At 44.3% G+C, this 19,850-nt stretch carries 15 protein-coding genes and 1 riboswitch; of the genes, 7 read left to right on the top strand and 8 right to left on the bottom strand.

Annotated elements, in window-relative coordinates; all coding sequences use genetic code 11:
- Positions 1 to 242 precede the first annotated feature (242 nt).
- Positions 243 to 1,613 (bottom strand): sodium:alanine symporter family protein, encoded by a 1,371-nt coding sequence (locus MSG34_RS05655; RefSeq protein WP_248336598.1) that lies wholly within the window; start codon positions 1,611 to 1,613, stop codon positions 243 to 245.
- A 128-nt stretch (positions 1,614 to 1,741) separates the two neighbouring features.
- A riboswitch (glycine riboswitch) is annotated at positions 1,742 to 1,861 on the bottom strand.
- Between the two features lie 609 nt (positions 1,862 to 2,470).
- Here MSG34_RS05655 and MSG34_RS05650 point away from each other — a divergent pair.
- Both MSG34_RS05650 and MSG34_RS05645 read left to right on the top strand, forming a co-directional pair.
- Positions 2,471 to 3,205: a chromosome partitioning protein ParA gene (locus MSG34_RS05650; RefSeq protein WP_052878498.1), complete on the top strand. Its 735-nt coding sequence runs from the start codon at positions 2,471 to 2,473 to the stop codon at positions 3,203 to 3,205.
- Positions 3,206 to 3,526: 321 nt separating this feature from the next.
- Complete coding sequence (locus MSG34_RS05645; RefSeq protein ID WP_248336597.1) at positions 3,527 to 3,700, top strand: hypothetical protein; 174 nt, start codon at positions 3,527 to 3,529, stop codon at positions 3,698 to 3,700.
- A gap of 186 nt (positions 3,701 to 3,886) precedes the next feature.
- Here the strand turns inward: MSG34_RS05645 and MSG34_RS05640 are convergent, their stop codons facing one another.
- The 6 genes from MSG34_RS05640 to MSG34_RS05615 all read right to left on the bottom strand — a co-directional run bounded on the left by MSG34_RS05640 (position 3,887) and on the right by MSG34_RS05615 (position 11,263).
- Positions 3,887 to 5,428 (bottom strand): alanine/glycine:cation symporter family protein, encoded by a 1,542-nt coding sequence (locus MSG34_RS05640; RefSeq protein WP_017059723.1) that lies wholly within the window; start codon positions 5,426 to 5,428, stop codon positions 3,887 to 3,889.
- A gap of 571 nt (positions 5,429 to 5,999) precedes the next feature.
- Entirely contained in the window at positions 6,000 to 7,172 is a 1,173-nt protein-coding gene (locus MSG34_RS05635; RefSeq protein ID WP_248336595.1) for an ABC transporter permease, read from the bottom strand.
- Entirely contained in the window at positions 7,169 to 8,398 is a 1,230-nt protein-coding gene (locus MSG34_RS05630) for an ABC transporter permease (RefSeq protein ID WP_248336593.1), read from the bottom strand. The genes MSG34_RS05635 and MSG34_RS05630 overlap by 4 nt, the downstream gene beginning before the upstream one ends.
- A 7-nt stretch (positions 8,399 to 8,405) precedes the next feature.
- Positions 8,406 to 9,380, bottom strand: coding sequence for an efflux RND transporter periplasmic adaptor subunit (locus MSG34_RS05625; protein WP_248336592.1), 975 nt, complete (start codon positions 9,378 to 9,380; stop codon positions 8,406 to 8,408).
- Between the two features lie 3 nt (positions 9,381 to 9,383).
- Positions 9,384 to 10,820, bottom strand: a complete 1,437-nt coding sequence (locus MSG34_RS05620) for a TolC family protein (RefSeq protein WP_248336590.1) — start codon at positions 10,818 to 10,820, stop codon at positions 9,384 to 9,386.
- Between the two features lie 215 nt (positions 10,821 to 11,035).
- Positions 11,036 to 11,263, bottom strand: coding sequence for a hypothetical protein (locus MSG34_RS05615; protein WP_009846577.1), 228 nt, complete (start codon positions 11,261 to 11,263; stop codon positions 11,036 to 11,038).
- Between the two features lie 617 nt (positions 11,264 to 11,880).
- Here MSG34_RS05615 and MSG34_RS05610 point away from each other — a divergent pair.
- From MSG34_RS05610 to gnd, 5 genes are all read left to right on the top strand, one after another.
- Positions 11,881 to 13,533, top strand: coding sequence for a sensor histidine kinase (locus MSG34_RS05610; protein ID WP_248336588.1), 1,653 nt, complete (start codon positions 11,881 to 11,883; stop codon positions 13,531 to 13,533).
- Positions 13,534 to 13,602: 69 nt separating this feature from the next.
- Positions 13,603 to 14,298, top strand: a complete 696-nt coding sequence (locus MSG34_RS05605; protein WP_017063807.1) for a response regulator — start codon at positions 13,603 to 13,605, stop codon at positions 14,296 to 14,298.
- Positions 14,299 to 14,708: 410 nt separating this feature from the next.
- Complete coding sequence (gene zwf, locus MSG34_RS05600) at positions 14,709 to 16,211, top strand: glucose-6-phosphate dehydrogenase (RefSeq protein ID WP_048606938.1); 1,503 nt, start codon at positions 14,709 to 14,711, stop codon at positions 16,209 to 16,211.
- On the top strand, positions 16,208 to 16,924 hold the full coding sequence (pgl, locus tag MSG34_RS05595) for a 6-phosphogluconolactonase (protein ID WP_048606936.1): 717 nt from the start codon (positions 16,208 to 16,210) through the stop codon (positions 16,922 to 16,924). Before zwf ends, pgl begins: the two co-directional genes overlap by 4 nt.
- 28 nt (positions 16,925 to 16,952) lie before the next feature.
- Positions 16,953 to 18,401 (top strand): decarboxylating NADP(+)-dependent phosphogluconate dehydrogenase, encoded by a 1,449-nt coding sequence (gene gnd / locus MSG34_RS05590; protein ID WP_017059712.1) that lies wholly within the window; start codon positions 16,953 to 16,955, stop codon positions 18,399 to 18,401.
- 132 nt (positions 18,402 to 18,533) lie between these two features.
- Here the strand turns inward: gnd and MSG34_RS05585 are convergent, their stop codons facing one another.
- A complete protein-coding gene (locus MSG34_RS05585; RefSeq protein ID WP_050646515.1) occupies positions 18,534 to 19,694 on the bottom strand; it encodes an HD domain-containing phosphohydrolase in 1,161 nt (386 codons plus the stop codon).
- Positions 19,695 to 19,850 lie beyond the last annotated feature (156 nt).

The following is a 19,850-nucleotide window of genomic DNA, read 5'->3' as shown; positions in this document are numbered from 1 at the left end:
ACAAAACGCCGACACCTACACACAATCTGTTAAATATAAGTAATATCTAATTAAGTGTTGGTTTTATTAGTGTCCTTTTTAGTAGTCTTCTATTTGCTTTATTAAATCGCATAGTAGTCGATTTAATATTCTTGTTATTTATAAGGGCATATGTTCTGCATAATAATTGAAGACGTTTCGCTATGTGATGAAAATAAAAAAGCCCGCCGTTGAGTGCGGGCTTGGTATTCAATCAATTCAGGTTACGCTTTAACTGCTTCACAATCTTTTGAAGAAGTTAACGGTTTGAAGAATAGCTTGGTTTCTTCGATAACAACGTGGCGCAGCAAGATAAGCCCGATTAGGTTCGGAATTGCCATTAGGCCGTTCACGATATCGGCTATTATCCAGATCATGTCGAGCTTCAAGAATGCACCAGAAGCCACCAAGGCGATGAAGATGATCTTGTAAGGCAAGACTGCTTTGGTGCCTAGCAAGAACACAACACAGCGCTCACCGTAGTAGTTCCAACCTAAAATTGTTGTAAACGCAAAGAAGATTAAGCCAACAGAAACCAACATAGGGCCAAGGGTGTCTGCATTCAAACCAACAGCGAACGCATGAGTGGTCATCGCAGCGCCTGAAAGGTCCGTCTGCCACGCACCCGTTAAGATAAGCGCCAAGCCTGTCATCGTACAGATGATGATGGTATCGAAGAAGGTACCTGTCATAGAGACAAGTCCTTGTTTCACACATGAGTCTGTTTTAGCCGCTGCTGCAGCCATTGGTGCGCTACCTAGGCCAGATTCGTTCGAGAACACACCACGAGCGATACCTGATTGGATAGCAAGCATGATGCTCGCGCCAAAGAAACCACCGGTTGCTGCTGTGTTGGTAAACGCAGAAATAACAACAAGGGTAATAGCATTCAGTAGTTGGTCTGCATTTGAAATTAGAACGCTTAAACACGCGACGACGTACATAACCGCCATAGTAGGAACAACTTTCCCTGCCACTTTGGCTATAGATTGGATACCACCAAGGGTTACCACCGCCACCAATATCGTAAGAACGACAGCAGAGATCTCACGAGAAGCGCCAAATGAGATTTGAGTTGCGTCTAAGATAGCGTTGACTTGTGGGAAGGTACCGATACCGAAGCAAGCAACACCGAGCGCGAAGACAGCGAACATTACCGCCAAGATTCGTGAGCCGACACCGTATTGCAGGTAGTACATTGGGCCGCCAACCATTTCGCCATTGCTATCGGTTCTGCGGTATTTAACGGCAAGTAGACATTCTGCGTATTTGGTCGCCATACCAAATACTGCGGCAAGCCACATCCAGAATAGCGCACCAGGGCCACCAATCTTGATTGCGGTCGCTACACCAACGATGTTACCTGTACCAATGGTTGCTGAAAGTGCAGTACACAAAGCTGCGAAACTCGATACGTCACCCGTACCAGATTTGTCTTTGCTGAATACCATTTTCAGTGCAGTTGGGAGGTGTCTAAACTGGAGTAAGCCTAAGCGAAAAGTAAAGTAGATACCTGTACCCACTAGCAGAATAAGCAGTGGTGGTCCCCAAACGAATTGGTTGATGGTTTGTAGTGTAGCTTGTAGGTGGTTCATAGATTCCCCTTAATAAATTAAAAATTTAAGGAGAAGAGGGAAGGCAGTGCAGATCGCAGGGATCGGGAGCACTACTTAATACATACGGATTTCTAGATAGAATTCTTTTGTTAATTAAGGCTGTTGCTTTCCACTCCTCTGTCCTTTTGCCTGAGAGTTTCACTTAGCGAATCACTTATAGATAAGTAACGGGCACTAAGCTTGCTCCTTCGGCGACCGATCTAACGGTTCTCTCCAGAGGTTCCTCCAACGACAGTCCTCACTTTTCTGGATTTCTCCAGCATAAAGCACCTGAAAGATTTACTTCTTCGGCGGGTCAATCTAACTAAATGTTAATATTTAGTTAAAAACCACTCTCCTGCAGTCTTCATCGGAACAATTACCTAAATAATTAGGTAATCTGTAGGCGTATCCTAGATCATATAAAATGTGATGTCAGCTACAAAATATCTGTTTGCACAAATGTTGTTCAACTAAATGATCAAACAACGAGTCTCTGACGTAACTTGCTTATTTAAATGGTATAAAATAGAGAAACAAGGAGGAGTTATGACTCGACTAATAGCGATTGTTTTTTTATTGGCTTTGGCATTTGTACTATTTCGTTATCGGACAAACGAAAAACTGCAAAAATGGGTAGTGATAGTTATCGTTAGCAGCTTCCTTTTGTATACTGCCAGCTTGATGATTTCGGAGTTAACTCGTTAACCCTGCCTGTAAACAGGTGGTATGAATGTGTTAGCAGAGCTTAAGTGCTTCTGGCTTGAGCGATAGGTTTAACTGAGCCTACACTATCAGTACTGGCATTCGTGTCAGTGACCGCGTAACGTTAAACAAATTTTTGGGAGTACCCGCTAGTGAACCAGCAATCTGGACAAAGCGAACAAGATGAAGTGGTTGTTATTGAAGAACGCGATAAGCGCAGTCAGCTCTATATCGGCATTGCTGCTGTCATAGGTTTAGCACTGGGTGGCTTAATTGGTTCTACAGTTACGGCTTCTAAGTGGGAGTCCACTTATCAGGTACTTGAAACTCGATATCAAGAACTGCATGACAGCAGAGCACAGTTGATGACATCCGTTGAAACTAAAGTGGCAAAAGTTGATACCGAAATCGATGCGAAAGTAGAAGCTGCTCTAGTGAAACAAACGGAAGAGCATCAAAAAGAACTCCAAGAATTAGCAAAACAGTCTTCGGTTTTAGAGAAGGCGAACTACTCGTTAGAGCAACAGCTAAATGAACAGAAGCAAACGTTAGAGCAAACTCAGCAAGACAACCAGAAACTTAATCGTCAGGCTGACATGCAATCGACTTTGTTTGAGCGTTCGCGTGAAGTTTTCCGAAAAGAATTACAGATATCTCAAGAACTTGAAAAGCTTGAGAAAGAAAGAGATCAACTCGAGCAGAACCTTAGCTCTCTTAAGAAAGCGTGTGATGTTTACTTAGACGGTACATCATGGGATGCGAAATCTGACGCGTGTGAGAAGCAAGATAACGCTAACTCTCGACTGAGTGATATCAGACAAATGATTGAAGTGCACACCATGGATCTCAAGCAGATCAAAACGCTCACTGAAGAGATGGGTCTATAAGCCGCAGGCTTTACCAGCCTAACATTGGTTTACAGTAAATATTGAAACGCCCACATCACACACGTGATGTGGGCGTTTTGCGTTTTCTCAGGAGCATGCGTCGGTGCTTTCTCATTATTGATTATTTGCGTGTTTTCATTGTTTGCTTAGATATTTGTGAATAGTTACGTATAACCATAATGATATGTCACTTGTTGTCTATTTAATGACTTTGCATACATATTTTTAGATCAGAGTCGCTGCATAATAGTGTTGTTCAGGATGAACACGCAGTCGATTGCTCACTCGCATTTGGCTGCTTTGACGACAAGGGATGGAGTGATGCCAGGGTATCTTTGTGAGAACTGCACCATAGCTTATTGTTTCGATGATTGTCGCTCGCCATTAGCGCAAAAAGAGATGATCGAAGTAGAAGAGTTGGTTCGTCGTGTCGATGTTGAACACGATAGTGAAAAGGGCGAAAAGAGTGAGCAGGGCATTGAAGATAAAAATTAACCTAATCATTCAGACATAAAAAATCCCCACAAGCCAAGCTGGTAGGGATTTTGAATAAGTTGCAGTCCTGTTCTCGCTTTCTCAAGCAAAGGGTCTTACAAAAATTTTTAGAACAGTTTCGTTTTTAGAGCTGTATCGTTTCTTAGAATCCAGTTAGCTACTAGAGCAACCTCATTCCACTAAACGTTATTTCTCATACGTTTTAATTTCGCCTGATTTCACACGAGCAACAAACGATTGCAGTTCTTTCTTCACAACTGGCATCAAGAAGTACAGACCAAGAATGTTGAAGATAGACATCGCAAAGATAGCCGCATCAGAGAAGTCGATTACCGCACCAAATTGAATCGTGGCACCAATAACAACGAACACACAGAACATCACTTTAAAAATCAGCTCCGTTGTTTTGCCTTCACCAAATAGGTAAGTCCAAGCTTTAAGACCGTAGTACGACCAAGAGATCATGGTAGAAAACGCAAACATGATTACTGCGAGAGCGAGTGTGTATTTGAATACTTCTGCCGTTTCAGTAAACGATGCAGCAGTCAGCGTTACACCTGTTAAACCAGAACCATCGAATGGACCTACGTTTAAGCCAGCGATAGTGATAACCAATGCTGTCATTGTACAAATGATTACTGTATCAACGAACGGTTCTAATAGTGATACTAGACCTTCGGTGATTGGTTCTTTTGTTTTAACCGCTGAGTGAGCGATAGCTGCTGAACCTACACCTGCTTCGTTCGAGAACGTTGCACGTTTCAAGCCTTGAATTAACGCACCAATGAATCCACCAACAACACCTTCACCAGTAAATGCACCTGTAAAGATTGCGCTGAACGCAGGGCCAACTTGATCAAGGTTAGAACCGATAACAATCAGAGCCATACCGATATACAGAGCAGCCATCCAAGGAACAACTTTTTCCGTTACCGATGCGATAGAAGGCATACCACCAACAATCACAGAGAAAACTAAAGAGGCAAGTACAAGGCCAGTGATCACACCGTATTCACTTGGTACATCAAATGCGTAAGTTAACATGGCGTGTGCTTGGTTAGCTTGGAACATGTTACCGCCGCCCAATGCGCCCAAAATACACATTAATGCGAAACCAATAGCGAGCACTTTACCTAGTCCGCCTAAACCTCTCTCACCAAGACCTTGACTTAGGTAGTACATTGGACCACCCGAAACAACACCTGAAGGTAGGATAGTTCGGTATTTCACACCTAAGGTACACTCACAGAACTTAGAAGCCATACCCAGAAGGCCACACAAGATCATCCAGAATGTCGCGCCAGGACCACCAATCGCAAGTGCAGCACCCACACCGGCAATGTTACCAAGCCCGACAGTACCAGAAAGCGCCGTTGTTAACGCTTGAAAGTGAGAAACCTCACCGTCCTCTTTAGAGTTAGGGTCGGTATACTTACCTTTGATAATGTCTATCGCCATGCCGACACGTTTAAATTGAACAAAGCCAAAGTAAACAGTGAAGATGATCGCAGCGAGCAACAGCCAGCCAACAATCACGGGGAAGTTAGCTTCACCAATCGGTACACTTTTAAATATCAGCCCAACGAACCAACCTGTGTATTCGTTGAAAAACCCATCAACACTTTGACTTAAGTTGCTGATAGCTTGGTTAAATGATCCTTCTTCTGCAAATGCACTGGAACTAAACAATAATATAAACCCAAAAAATAATTCACGTATGTTTTTCATGGTTTTCCCTGTCTTTTTAATAAATTATGTTTGTTGCTGTTGTGTTTGTTTTCTATTTGATTTGTATATCTCAGCGGTATATCTACTTCATTCGACGGCAACATAAACGGCTGTAGCTAGGTCTAAAAACGAAATAAATATAAGTACTGATCTTGCTTTATATGGATATCCTTTTGGTATGTGCACCAATAAGACTATGGTATTCGGGCTACCAAGTCCTACTGATAATCCTATACATAAAAATAATGCCAACAAAGAAATTTTTACAATAAATTTACAATTGTTCGGGTTTTGTCATCATTTTGGAATAAGTCGGTGCTTTTTAGGCTGAGAACAGTATATGCAGTAGTTGTTTTAGGGACGGGTGAAGGAGAATTCAGAGTGATGGGCTTTAGGGACATAGGGGGGACATAGAGGGAACGTAGGAGAGTTCGAGTATTCGATATGTTTTGGCGGTGTTTAAACATTCGAAGGCTGAAGGTGTATTCGGATCTGAGGATATTAAAAAAGCCCTTTATCAGAGCTTTTTTAATGAGCGGAAAGCATGAATACTTTCCGCTAGAACATAAAACTAAACGGCTCGATGACTATTGCTATTGCCAACCGTGCCTTTGCTGGATTTGTGGTAGAGCTTAAGTGCCAATAACGAACCCCACAATAAAACCTGTCCCCATAGTAATGTCCATTGAGACGCCACTTCTTGCCAAGATGCACCCATCTGATTAAGTGCTAAGAAACCTTGGATCGCCGGTGTGCTTGGGAACAGCTGTGATAACAAAACTAACCATTCAGGCATCATTTCAACCGGCCAGATAAAACCTGAAGAAAAGATCAGTGGCATTGAACTGATTAACACTACAACCGTGACCAGCTCTCTTCTTGGTACTAGCTCACCGATAAAAATCCCGATCAAACAACTGGCCAATAAGAAAGGCAGCAGTAGAGTTAGAATTTGAGTCATAGAGGCGAGCAAGTTGATCCCGTACATCGAAAAGCTAGCGCCGAAGTAGTACATCGATAATAGGTAGTAGATGCCAACTAAGGTGCAACAACGAGCAAGGATCAACTTGGCTGGTGGCGTTCTACTCCAATATCCGAATGTCGATTGAGCATTTTGCGTAGCGCCAACTAAACCAGAAGCCATGGCTAGGGTTTGTTGCAGAATCAACACAAATACAGCAGGAACAACATAGTCGATGTATCCCATGCGACTATTGAAGGTTGGCTTTAGGTTCAAGCTAAAGGCGCTGTAGCCTTTGGCTGCGGACTCTAACGGCACACCTTCGACTAACAAATGGCTGACCTTAACTTGCGCAGCTAACGTACCACCGGCCTTGGCAAGCCCTTCAACAATGGTTCCGTAGACCAAGAAGTAAGAAGCATCACCAGCGTAAGAAAGTGTCGGGCTCTTACCGAGCAGCAAGTCCTTATAGAAATCTTCTGGAATGACAAGGAATCCGCCAATCTCTTGGTTAAGCACGGCTTGTTTTGCATCGGCGATGGTGGAGTCTCGACGAACCAATGCGATTTGAGAGGTGGCATCCACCATTCGCTCTAATTGGTAGCTGCTTTGACTCTTGTCCAAGTTCACAACTGAGGCTTTCAGTTGTTGAGGAACTTGGTTCGCGTAAGGCAATGGATACAAGAATGAATAGAAGACCACACCACCAAATACCGTAAGAAGCACGACAGGGTTGCGCAATACCGCTAAGAGTTCTTGCTTGAGCAGTTGAGTAAAGCTCATCGTTTTACTCCTTGTTGTGCAGTTAGAGCTGATTGCGCCAAGTGTTTCTTAATTAACAACATCACCACCAAAGCAGGAACCGCGTACCACAACATAGAAGAGAGGTTGATCAAAGACTGTGCTGCGCTCGCGCCATAACTAGACTGCGCCGTTTGTACTTCGATGTAATGACTCACGGGCAATAAGCTTCTCCAAATTTGAGCTGCCGTGTTCATGTCTGTCACCGGAAAGGTAATGCCCATGAACGCAAAACTTGGTGCCGTAAATGCGCCAGCGAAACTCATCGCCCTTGCAGGATCAAGTGTTAAGAAGAAAAACATACAACCCATGATGATACAACTTATGACGGTTAGCAGTTGGGCAACGGTCAATGCCACAAAGCTGCCGTTAAATGGCCAGTCTAAGAGCACATAGAACCAAAAACTAAACGCGATACCAAACATAAAAAACAAGACAAGGTAGGGCGTTAATGTTGATGCGAGTGACTTCATAGGGGCGTTGGATAACCAAGCGTGAAGGCCGCGAGCCCTAACGTTTGCCGTCAAAACCAATATCGTGCCCACCACAATCATGATCTGCCACAGTGCAGGAATAACCGCAGACACCAAGAACTGAGCATAACTGGTGTTCTTGTTGAACAGTGGTGTGATCTGGCTTTGCACTGTTACTGCTTGGCCTAATGCGGATTGCACCGTGGTATCACCGTGTGACAGCTGTTTCACGACTTCAAGTTGCGCGTTAAAAGTCCCTTGAGCCTGTAGCAATGCAGAGTTCACCAGCTTACCGATTAAGATAAATTGGCTGTTATAGAACACAGACACTTGCGGATTCAAGCCGAGCAGAAGGTCTCGGTCGAAGTGCCTTGGTATCACAACATAGCCATAGATATCGCGTTCGATCATCGCTTTCGCCGCATCACTCGCAGAGCTGTATTTCTGAGTGACTTGCAGCGTTGGTGACGCATCAACAAGGCGTGTGAACTGTTGCGAGATTTGACTGTGCTCAAGGTCGACAACTGCGACCGGTAAGTCACGAGCGATCCCTTGTGAAAAAATCAGCCAGATACTGGCAGCAAGCAGCAAAGGAATCCAAGTTAGGCAAGACAACAACCATTTGTCTTTGCGGACAATCGCCCACTGCCTAAGCAAGGTATTCTTCGCTCTATGATGCTCAGTTGATTGCGAGCCTCTAGATTGCGATCCAGTATATTGAGAGTTAGCAGACATAAGTCACCTAAAGCTCAACCACTAGGCTCATGCCCATACGCAGTGTTTCGTTCGTATCGACAGGGTGCGCTTCTACTTCAAAAGTACGTAAATCGAAGCCTTGTGCTGCGTCTGTTGAGCGCCAAGTTGCGAAATCACCCATTACGGCGATGTGAGTTACTTGGAAAGTTAATGATTTATCCAGAGCCGGTAGGTACGCCTCAAACTGGCTGCCTTTCTCGAAATGCTTAAGCATGTCTTCACGAACATTGAGCACAGCCCAAGCATCCTTGGTGTCGATAACAGTTACAACAGGGAAGCCTTGTGGTGCGAGTTCACCGCTGCTTAATAGAACCTGAGAGACTTCGCCATTAAACCAGCTGTGGATCTGTGTGTCTTTTGCGTAAGCTTCAACTTCCGCTACCGCGCCAGCTGCCATTAACGCTTTTTGAGCGGCTGCCACTTTGGTTTCGTCACGAGCACCTTCTTGCGCTAATTGATACATTTGGAATGCAGCGCTTTCGGTGTACTTTGCCGCTTGCCACTGTGTTTTGGCTTCATCGCGTTTTTGCTCGGCAACCACACCATCGTTGTAAAGGTTGTTTACACGTTGGTAGGTTTTGTCCATCAGATCGGCAGCTGCTTTGGCTTTTAACCACTGGTCTTTAGCGGCTTGGATCTGTTGAGTACGCGCGCCATTCTCTGCTTCTTGTGCTAATGCACCAGCGGCTTTCTGACCGGCCTTTGCTTGTTCTAATTTCGCATCAATCTCAGGGCTTAATAGAGAGAAGATCAATTCGCCTTTTTCAACCGAATCGCCTTTGCGCACGAATATTTCATCAATTCTGCCAGGTACTTTCGATGAGATGCTGTATTGCTGCGCATCGATTTGACCTTGAAGCTTAACCGGCTGAGGTTGATAAGCTTGATAGAAACTGTATCCGACCCAGGCAATAACGCCGATACCAACTAAAGATAGAAGAAGGGGCTTAATAGGTTTCATGAATTATCCTTTTGACTGGCTAACGGTGTCTGTTTTTGAGTCGAAATCAGACGGAACAGAAGAGGTTAAGTAACTTGAGTAAGCATTCATTTCGCTGGTTAGCGCTAACAGCTTGTTGAGAGAGATTAGGTATTTGAAGCGAGCAGCAGATTGCTGGGTTTTAATGCTCGCAAGATAAAGCTCTGCATCAACCACTTCTAATGAGTTAGAGAGCCCTTGTGTGAAGGCTTTTTTACGAAGTAATAGATTTTCCTGAGCCAAAGACAAGCTTGAGTTTAGGCCTTGAACCTCTTCAATCGCTTGGTTTGCTTCAAGGTAAGTTTTTTGTACCAATACGGTTAAGTCTTGCTTGGCTTGTGACTTAAGGAATTGAACCTGTGATACGGCACTGTGAGCGGCGGCGACTTTGTCTGAACGGCCTGAAGTGTCAAGCAGTGGCACATTCACACCGATGCCAACCAGCCAATCGGGTTTCATTTCACTGGCTAAAGAGTCATCTTCATACAGGCTGTAATCACCATAAAGATAAACTTCTGGGTAGTATTTACCTTTCTCGGCTTTAATTAAGCTGCTTGCTTGTTTCTCTTTTGCATCAAGAATCTTAAGGCCGGGATAGGTCATGAGTGTCTGGTCAATGAACAAGTCCATATGAGGCAGGTTCTTATTGATAAACAGTTGTTCAGAGGGTTCTACACTTTCACTTTGACCAAGGATCTGAGTCAGCGCCAATTGAGCAATTTTAAGATCGTTCTGAGCTTTCGCGTGTTCAACAATGGCTTTATCTAAGGAAGCATCGGCTTGTAGACGTTCTACTCGGGCGATTTGTCCTTGCTGTTCAAGCTTGATGGCGAAATCACGATGTTGAGTTAGGCCAGCTTCTACGGCTTGGCGAGTTTTCACCACATCTTCCGCTAAGATCACCGAGAAGTAATACTTACTTAAGTCTTCGTAGCGAGCTTGTTTCTCCATCAACAGTTGGCTTTGCGCTTCTTCGCTTTTACCTTCAGCCGCATTTTGCGCAGCGGTTATTCGACCACCAGTGAAGATAGGCCACACCGCGCGAATAGAAGAGCTGAAGATATCTTGCTCGGTAATCGTTGAGGTAACACCACCTAACTGAGCTAAGAAGGGAGCAAATGCTGGATCTACGCCGCTTAAGCTGTCGCCGAACTGTTCACCATTAATCGTCACATCACTATCAAGGTGCGTGTAGTTAGCCCCTAAGGTAATAGAAGGAAGATTGAGGCTACTTGTTGAGTTCTGAAGGTGTTGATAACGTTCAACGTTGGCTTGTTGAGCCGCAAGTGAGTTGTTGTTTTCTTGCAATATTTGCCACGCTTCAGAAAAAGTGAGCGGAGCTGCATAGCCTGGCGAAGCCATAGTGCCGAGAAGCATACTGGCGATCGCAAGGTATCGGAATTTTGGTTTGGTCATCTGCATTAAATACCAATTAGAGTATTAACTCTAATGTTAACAGGGCGATAGTCATTTGTCTTGAATAGATTGTCTCATATGAATAGAAATTCTCATAACTCGTTAATCAAGTGTAAATAAGATTGAGTGACGTGAATATCAAAGATAAATGAAACTTAAAAAGCACGCATAAGCGTGCTCTTTAAGTTCAGTATAGAAGTGTTTTTACAAAATGAAGTGGCTTATTTAAAGCTAGGACAATGGTGATCGGCGCGCCATACCAATTGTCTTGAACCTTGCATTGTTTGTAATAAATCTCTACCTGACATTTGCGGGAATGCTAACAATACCTTGAGATCGAGTGGGGAGGTACCATCTTTCTCATAGGCTCTTACGTGAGTAAAAGTCGATTGTAAGTGTTTGAACAGCATAGTCTTAGTAAGACAAATTCCAAAGTTATCGCGTTTCATTGCCTTGTTTCCTTTTCAACAATGTTTATACGTTATGTTTGTTATCCTGTTTCTATTGGACGTTGCCACTGATCGATACTTCCTGCTCATCAATGCTTTATTATTGGGTGCTGCTTTTATCAGTCACCTCTTCGTTGTCTGGCTAGCCGAGTTTGAAATAACGATGGATGAATAGGGGAGAATACTTAATCCGTTTGTCCATCATTCGTAACGGCGAGCGTGCAACTTTTAGTTATAGATACGTCCAGCGAGCGAAGGGTTGTTACTATTTTGTTAATCGAAATTTCGATTTAAAGCGCGGTCTGAAAATCATGAACTATGGCTTAGCAACAATAAACTTCTTCATATGCAACCATTATAATTGTATTTATTTTAAACAACCTAAAAAACACCTAAAAGCTTAGTGATCTAGCTCAATATTTATTCGTTTATTTTGGTTTTTAATCTAATCCGTTCTAAAAATGAACGATTAATCGAAATGAACAACGTAAAGGATTATCAATTAACAATCTGCTCAATTATTTAGTTGAGTAGCAGTCACAAATTCACGTCCCTAGAAAGGTCATGCGATTAACTTGGTGTTAACATTGATCGTCTAACACTAGGGACGGTGGAATATGAAATGGAGCAGTATCAGTTTCCGTAAAAGGTTACTGATTATCATGACGGTCACTGGCCTCGTTGAACTTTTGATTCTTGCAGCGGCTGGTTTTTACTACATCAAACAATCTCAAGAACAAGAGATGGGTTTGAAAGCGTTAGGTGTTGCTGAATTTCTATCTGAATCGCCACTTGTCACCAGCATTATTCAAGAAAATGGAACGTTGGACCCTAATGGCGTTCCCTACGTTTTGTCTGAAGAAACCCAAGTTAAATTTCGTAACCTTACTCAGCTCATTGGCGCGGCGTTTATCGTTGTTGGAGATGATAAAGGTATCCGCCTGATTCACCCTTACGATGACAGGCTCGGTAAACCCATGCGTGGTGGCGATAACCAAAAAGCATTGGTATTGGGCGAGTCTTATGTGTCGACAGCCAAAGGGTCGCTGGGTTTTTCAGTTCGTGGTAAATCCGCGGTAAAAGACACTCAAGGTACCGTTATTGGGGTGGTGTCAGTTGGTTACTTATTGGATTCTTTACAAGATCGAATCGAACCTTATTTAGCCTTTTTGATTGTGATGGCGTTGCTGGTGGTTGCGGTCAACGCTTTGATTTCGAGTTATGTATCTCGCCGTTTTCAACGCGCTATTTTAGGCTTTGAGCCTGAAGAGATAGGCCGGTTGTATGTTGAGCTAGATGTAACTATGAGTACCGTGAAAGAGGGCATTCTGAGCATCGATAAGCACGGCATTTTACGTTCAATTAATAAGAGTGCCTGCGATATTTTATCGATAGACAGGGATAAAGCACTCAACCAACAGCGCCTTTCTGATGTATTGCCAGGCAGTGATTTAGAACAACTGCTATCAACCGGCGACACTGACCACGATGTTGAATTGTATTTGAACAATAAGCGGATTATTGCCAACCGCAGCCCGATTATAGTGGCTGGTGAGGTGGTCGGGGCGGTATCGAGTTTCCGATTACGCGATGAAATCAACGATTTAACAGACCAGCTCTCACAAACCAAAGAATATGCAGATCTACTGCGTTCACAAACCCATGAGCATCAAAACAAGCTCAACACAATTAGCGGCTTGATCCAGATGGGCGAGTTGGATTCAGTACAGCAACTGATTGGCCAAGAAACGGCGCACTATCAAAGCTTGATCGAGTTCTTGCGTGAAACCGTTAAAGACCCGCTCATCGCAGGTATGCTCCTTGGGAAAACGGAGCGCGCGAGAGAAATTGGTTTAGAGCTTAAAGTGGAAGAAGGCTCAAGGCTTGAAGCTCTGCCTAGTTGGTTGAACGCGGATGACGTTGTCACAATTCTCGGCAACCTGATTGATAACGCCTTTGACGCCACCATGACGGCTATTAAGCAAGAGGGGCAAATTGCGCCAGCGCGTCGGGTTATTGAAGTTTCAATCAGTGATTTTGGTAATGAAATTATCGTAGAAGTAGAAGACAAAGGGTGCGGTTTGCCGAAAGAGTTGGCAACCAAAACACTTACCGAAAAAGGCGTATCGAGCAAAGCGAAGCAAAATCGTGGTGTGGGTTTGTATCTGATAAAGCAGCTGGCAGACCGATATCAAGGGCAGCTTGAAATGGTCGACAACCACGATTTTGGCACGCGAATGACGGTTTATCTGCCAAAAGAAGAACAATAATTATTAAGCACGAAGCGATCTTGTGAAGATCATCGTGACGGAAAAAGCATGGTTAAAGGAAGAACATAAATGAACGCAATCACGAGAGTCATGGTCATTGAAGATGATATTGCGATTGCAGAGCTACACCATCGTTATTTAGAACAGATGGGTGGCTTTGACGTGGTCGGCATTGCCACTACACAGTCTGAAGCGCTGATGCAACTGGACATCTTAAAACCGGATTTGGTGTTATTGGATGTGTATCTGCCGGACGGGTGTGGGCTCGATATTCTTAATCACGTAAGAGGGAGCAATCAAGGCTGCGATGTTATCTTGATTACTGCTGCTCGAGATGTGGATACGCTGCAGCAAGCAATGCGTGGTGGAGTGGTCGATTATCTATTGAAACCAGTGATGTTCCCTCGCTTGGAAGCGGCACTGAAAAAGTATCAATCTCAACAGCAAGAGTTTGAAAGTGTGTCGGATTTGAATCAAGGTTTGGTTGATAAGATGCTGCAAGCCAATGCCAAAGCGGACTCTGGAAAAGTATCCACCTTACCCAAAGGCATTGATGGCGTAACGTTGGACAAAATCAGAGCCATTTTTCAGCAAGCTGATGCCGTCAATATTACCGCCGATGAAGCCGGAGAACGAATTGGTGCTAGCCGAACCACCGCCAGACGCTATTTAGAATTTTTGATTACCACTGGTGAGTTAGTCGCGGACTTAAATTACGGTACCGTGGGGCGTCCGGAGCGCTGCTACAACAAAGCGCAAAGATAAACACGACATCATCACAATAAATATAAAGCCAGTTGAATAAGCTGGTTTTACTTTTCTCTTCCTTTCCTATTGCTCACTCCACCGACCAGATAGCGTTCTTTCTTGACTACACTGTTTGAGGATGCCGATTTGCTTCTCCCTCGGGTCAAATGAATGGAACTATCGATTAGAATTTGTTCGAAATGAGTCAATATTTAATCGATTGCTTTCACAGTGGTTGATGTAAATCAAATAGTCATAGACAATACTGTCCCGAATAGAGGTGATAGCTTTCACCCTCGTTTACCAAACGCATTCTCAAATTTAATAGGTGCTTACTATTGATGTAATAGTTAAGACCTATTATCTATTTTCGTATGTCGCTGATACCTTTGGCGAATACTAAAAACCTTGTTTTTATAGGAAAGATGATGGTAATACCTGAAAACAGCAGCATCGTTATTTTTGGTGCGTCGGGAGATCTAACTTACCGCAAGTTAATTCCTGCTCTATACCACCTGTATGCTAGCAATCAACTACCAGAATCCTTTGCGATTCTTGGAGTGAGCCGTACTGAGTACAGCGATGAGTCTTACCGTGAGAAGCTGAAGAAGTCTCTTCAGGAAATGGAAAAAACTGAACCAGAGACGCTGAATGCATTTATCGAACATCTGCATTACCAAGCGATCAACACTTCAGATGTAGACGACTACGCTCGTTTAGCACAACGTCTAGACAAGCTTGAGCAAGACTACCAATTCGAAAACCATAACACGCTGTTCTACTTGGCAACCCCGCCAAGCCTATACGGTGTTATCCCAGCAAACCTTGCTGCGCATGGCCTTAACGATGAATCGAACGGCTGGCGTCGTCTGATTATCGAGAAGCCATTTGGTTACGATCTAGCATCAGCTCAAGCGTTGGATGAAGAGATCCATCATCACTTCCAAGAACACCAGATTTACCGTATCGACCATTACCTTGGTAAAGAGACGGTTCAAAACCTTCTAGTGCTTCGTTTCTCAAACGCGATGTTTGAACCACTGTGGAACCGTAACTTCATTGATTACGTTGAAATCACAGGTGCTGAGTTCCTTGGCGTTGAAGAGCGTGGCGGATACTACGACGGTTCTGGCGCAGTTCGCGACATGTTCCAAAACCACCTGCTGCAAGTGCTAGCGATGGTAGGTATGGAGCCGCCTGCGCAAATTAACGCTGATTCTATTCGTGATGAAGTGGTTAAAGTGCTTCAGTGTCTGAAACCATTAGAAGAAGATGATCTGCGTAAAGACTTAGTATTAGGTCAGTACACAGCATCAGATGTTCGTGGTCAGCACCTACTAGGTTACCGTGAAGAGCATGGTGTAGCGGATGATTCTCGTACCGAGACTTACATCGGCTTGAAAGCTCACATCAATAACTGGCGTTGGAATGGTGTTCCTTTCTACGTACGTACGGGTAAACGCTTACCAACACGTGTGACTGAAATCGTGATTCACTTTAAGAACACGCCACACCCAGTATTTGGTCAAGATGCACCAGAGAACAAGCTGATTATCCGTATCCAACCGGATGAAGGTATTCAGATGAGCTTTGGTTTGAAAGAGCCAGGCGCAGGCTTCAAAGCAAAAGAAGTGAAAATGAACTTCTCTTACTCTGACTTGCCTGAAACTCAGATGCTGACGGCTTATGAGCGTCTTCTTCTTGATGCACTGAACGGTGATGCGACTCTGTTTGCACGTACCGATGCGGTAGAAGCATGTTGGAAGTACGTTCAACCAATCTTAGACTTCAAGCAAGATCCTCAAGCACTGTTTGGCTATGCTTGTGGTACTTGGGGCCCACAGGAAGCAGATGAACTTCTGCAACGTGATGGCCGCGCATGGCGTTTCCCATGCAAAAACTTAACAGACACGGATTACTGCGAACTATGATCAATCACAAGATCTTTGCAACGCCTGAACTGGTTGTTGAAAACCTAGCAAATGAAATGAAAGCATACAGCGAGCAGGGCACACCTGTTCACATTTCACTGTCTGGTGGCAGCACGCCAAAAATGCTTTTCAAGCTTTTAGCACAGGCGCCTTACGCGGAAGGTATTCAATGGAATAACCTTCACTTCTGGTGGGGCGACGAACGTTGCGTTGCACCAGACGACGCTGAAAGCAACTTCGGTGAAGCAAACGCATTGTTGTTTACTCAAGTAAACCTTCCTGCTGAAAACATCCACCGCATCCGTGGTGAAGATGAACCAAAAGCGGAAGCAGAGCGTTTCGCAAAAGAGATGGCAGACGTAATCCCAACAGAAAACGGTACGCCTGTATTCGATTGGATTCTGCTTGGTGTTGGCGCAGACGGCCACACAGCTTCACTATTCCCGGGTGCAACCAACTACCAAGATGAGAACCTATCTGTATTAGCTTCTCACCCAGAGTCTGGTCAAATCCGTGTTTCTAAAACAGCGAAAGTTTTAGAAGCAGCAAAACGAATCAGCTACCTAGTACTGGGTGCAGGCAAAGTTGAGATCGTTAAAGAAATTCATACAACTCCTGCTTCAGAACTGCCTTACCCGGCAGCGAAAATCCAGTCTAAAACTGGCGAAACAGAGTGGTTCCTAGATTCAAATGCAGCAAGTGCTATCGCATAAGTGCGAATAGCCGCAAGGAGATAAAATAATGAAAGGTGATATCGGTGTAATTGGCCTAGCAGTAATGGGTCAGAACCTTATCCTAAACATGAACGACCACGGCTTCAAAGTTGTGGCTCATAACCGTACTGCTGCTAAAGTAGACGAGTTCCTAGAAGGTCCAGCTAAAGGTACTAACATTGTTGGTGCTTACTCTCTAGAAGAGCTAGTTGAGAAACTAGAAGCGCCACGTAAAGTGATGCTTATGGTTCGTGCTGGTGACGTTGTAGACACGTTCATCGAAAACCTAATCCCACTTCTAGACGAAGGCGACATCATCATTGATGGTGGTAACACTAACTACCCAGACACTAACCGTCGTGTAGCGCATTGTCGTGAGAAAGGCATCCACTTCATCGGTACTGGTGTATCTGGTGGTGAAGAAGGTGCTCGTTTCGGTCCTTCAATCATGCCAGGCGGCGCGGCTGAAGCTTGGGAAGCGGTTAAGCCAATCTTCCAAGGTATCTCTGCAAAAACTGACGCTGGTGAGCCTTGTTGTGACTGGGTTGGTAACGACGGTGCTGGTCACTTCGTTAAGATGGTACACAACGGCATCGAATACGGTGACATGCAGCTTATCACTGAAGCATACCAGTTCATGAAAGATGGCCTAGGTATGTCTGCTGACGAGATGCAAGCAGTATTCGCTGACTGGAACAAGACTGAGCTAGACAGCTACCTAGTTGAAATCACTGCTGACATCCTTGGCTACAAAGATGAAGACGGTGAAGCGCTAGTCGAGAAGATCCTAGACACTGCAGGCCAAAAAGGCACGGGTAAGTGGACGGGTATCAACGCACTAGACCTAGGTATCCCACTGACTCTAATCTCTGAGTCTGTATTCTCTCGTTGCCTGTCTGCTCTTAAAGACCAACGTGTTGAAGCTGAAGCTTTGTTTGAGAAGACAATCACTCCAGTTGAAGGCGACAAGCAAGAGTGGGTTGATGCACTACGTCAAGCTCTACTGGCTTCTAAGATCATCTCTTACGCTCAAGGTTTCATGCTAATGCGTGAAGCGTCGAATGAAAACGGCTGGGACCTAAACTACGGTAACGTAGCGCTAATGTGGCGTGGTGGTTGTATCATCCGTTCTGCATTCCTAGGCAACATCCGTGATGCGTACGAAGCAAACCCAGACATCGCGTTCCTAGGTTCTGACGAGTACTTCAAAAACATCCTACAAGGCAGCCTAGTGGCATGGCGTAAAGTAGCAGCGAAATCTCTAGAGTCAGGTATCCCAATGCCATGTACGATTTCTGCGCTATCTTTCCTAGACGGTTACACAACTGCACGTCTACCTGCGAACCTGCTTCAAGCTCAACGTGACTACTTCGGTGCTCACACTTACGAGCGTACTGACCGTCCACGTGGTGAATTCTTCCACACAAACTGGACTGGTACAGGCGGCGACACTGCTTCTACAACTTACGACGTATAATCGTTAGTTAGAATCAGTTAAGAACCTTGTTGTTCTTATCCGCTGTAGACTAGAAAACAAAAGGATGCCGATTGGCATCCTTTTTTGTTGGTTCTGCAAGAGAGTCACGTAAAGTAAATTTAATACAACCCGTTAAGCGAGCGCAGCTTGTGGACTTTGCACATCACTGTATTGCTCTCGTATCGACATGAAGTAATCAAGGTTTTGCTTCAGCGCAGACACACACTCTGGATCAAACATCAGCCCAGTATGGGCTTCAATGTAGTCCATTACCTTAGATGCTGACCATGCGTGTTTATAAGCTCGTTTACTCAGTAAAGCATCGAATACATCTGCTAGCGTTACAATTCTTGCCTCCAGTGGAATCGCTTCTCCAATGAGCGCATCTGGCAATCCCGAGCCATCAAACCGTTCATGATGGTGACGTACAATATTCTTGATGAACTGAACTTCTTCGCCGCACATTGAGCTGTGGTGGGAAAGGGCAACCACATCATCAATCATCTCTTCGCCATATATCGTGTGATTGTTCATGATGTTTCTTTCTTCTTCCGAAAAACGCTCAGTACTGAAGAGCACTTTGTCTGGAATTCGGTACTTACCTATGTCGTGAAACGGGGCATACAAGCGAATGCGGTGAACGAATTGGTGGGTAATCTCATTGTTACTATGCGAAAGCGTACGTGCCAGCTGCTCGCTGTATTTTCCCATGCGAATCAGATGCTCTTTGGTTTCAGGATCACGTGCGTGCCCCATGTTTAGGGCGATTGCTAATGAGGACTGAAAATGTCTCTGACGTTCGAAGAGTTGCACAAACAGGTTCGAAATCGCTTGAGTGAGGTAGGCGATGTCACTTTGTATTGTCTGCTTAGCAAAAAAGTCAGTGCATGATGCGTTGATGAAAACAAACCCGAGGTTACTCTCTTGGTAGTGGATTGGAGTGGTGTAGCTACTTTGGTGACCAAGCTCGAGTAGATGAGAGATTTGCTTAGTCGGATTCATCAAAGAGAGGTCATCAACAATTCTTGTTTCCAATGATTCAGCCAGACGACTTAAAGCAGAGTTGGGTTTGATCTCCTGTTCGATGTAGTGATGCTTGGCGTTTTGGCACAGTGAATCTGATACAAAATAATTCGATGCTTTATTTTCACTGCATAGCACCACGGATAGCCGAGATAATATGGGGTAGTGTTCGCGAGCTAGCTGGAAGAGATCATCGACTATGGCGACGATGTCTTTGTCTTGGGCCGCTGCTCTACTGAAATGGGAGTAGTCAAACATGTGGCAAGCCAACCTTTAATTATAATTATGTCATTGTTTAATCGGGTTTTTTACCGTTTCGATATTCAATAAAACCATAGCACTGTGTTATTAAAATGTAATACTGCGTACTGAAAAACTTTAATGTCATCACTAAATATATGGTTTTTGCATACGGTTACCGTAGGT

Origin of the sequence: Vibrio sp. 1CM2L, assembly GCF_023161695.1 — a bacterium.
GTDB classification, from domain to species: Bacteria; Pseudomonadota; Gammaproteobacteria; order Enterobacterales; family Vibrionaceae; genus Vibrio; species Vibrio coralliirubri.
This window is presented reverse-complemented; position numbering and strand designations above follow the sequence as displayed.

Excerpts from the sequence above, each read along its gene's own strand:
- MSG34_RS05655 (WP_248336598.1), bottom strand. The coding sequence starts at position 1,613 with ATGAACCACCTACAAGCTACACTACAAACCATCAACCAATTCGTTTGG.
- MSG34_RS05645 (WP_248336597.1), top strand. The coding sequence starts at position 3,527 with ATGCCAGGGTATCTTTGTGAGAACTGCACCATAGCTTATTGTTTCGAT.
- MSG34_RS05640 (WP_017059723.1), bottom strand. The coding sequence starts at position 5,428 with ATGAAAAACATACGTGAATTATTTTTTGGGTTTATATTATTGTTTAGT.
- MSG34_RS05635 (WP_248336595.1), bottom strand. The coding sequence starts at position 7,172 with ATGAGCTTTACTCAACTGCTCAAGCAAGAACTCTTAGCGGTATTGCGC.
- MSG34_RS05630 (WP_248336593.1), bottom strand. The coding sequence starts at position 8,398 with ATGTCTGCTAACTCTCAATATACTGGATCGCAATCTAGAGGCTCGCAA.
- MSG34_RS05625 (WP_248336592.1), bottom strand. The coding sequence starts at position 9,380 with ATGAAACCTATTAAGCCCCTTCTTCTATCTTTAGTTGGTATCGGCGTT.
- MSG34_RS05620 (WP_248336590.1), bottom strand. The coding sequence starts at position 10,820 with ATGCAGATGACCAAACCAAAATTCCGATACCTTGCGATCGCCAGTATG.
- MSG34_RS05615 (WP_009846577.1), bottom strand. The coding sequence starts at position 11,263 with ATGAAACGCGATAACTTTGGAATTTGTCTTACTAAGACTATGCTGTTC.
- MSG34_RS05610 (WP_248336588.1), top strand. The coding sequence starts at position 11,881 with ATGAAATGGAGCAGTATCAGTTTCCGTAAAAGGTTACTGATTATCATG.
- MSG34_RS05605 (WP_017063807.1), top strand. The coding sequence starts at position 13,603 with ATGAACGCAATCACGAGAGTCATGGTCATTGAAGATGATATTGCGATT.
- zwf (WP_048606938.1), top strand. The coding sequence starts at position 14,709 with ATGGTAATACCTGAAAACAGCAGCATCGTTATTTTTGGTGCGTCGGGA.
- pgl (WP_048606936.1), top strand. The coding sequence starts at position 16,208 with ATGATCAATCACAAGATCTTTGCAACGCCTGAACTGGTTGTTGAAAAC.
- gnd (WP_017059712.1), top strand. The coding sequence starts at position 16,953 with ATGAAAGGTGATATCGGTGTAATTGGCCTAGCAGTAATGGGTCAGAAC.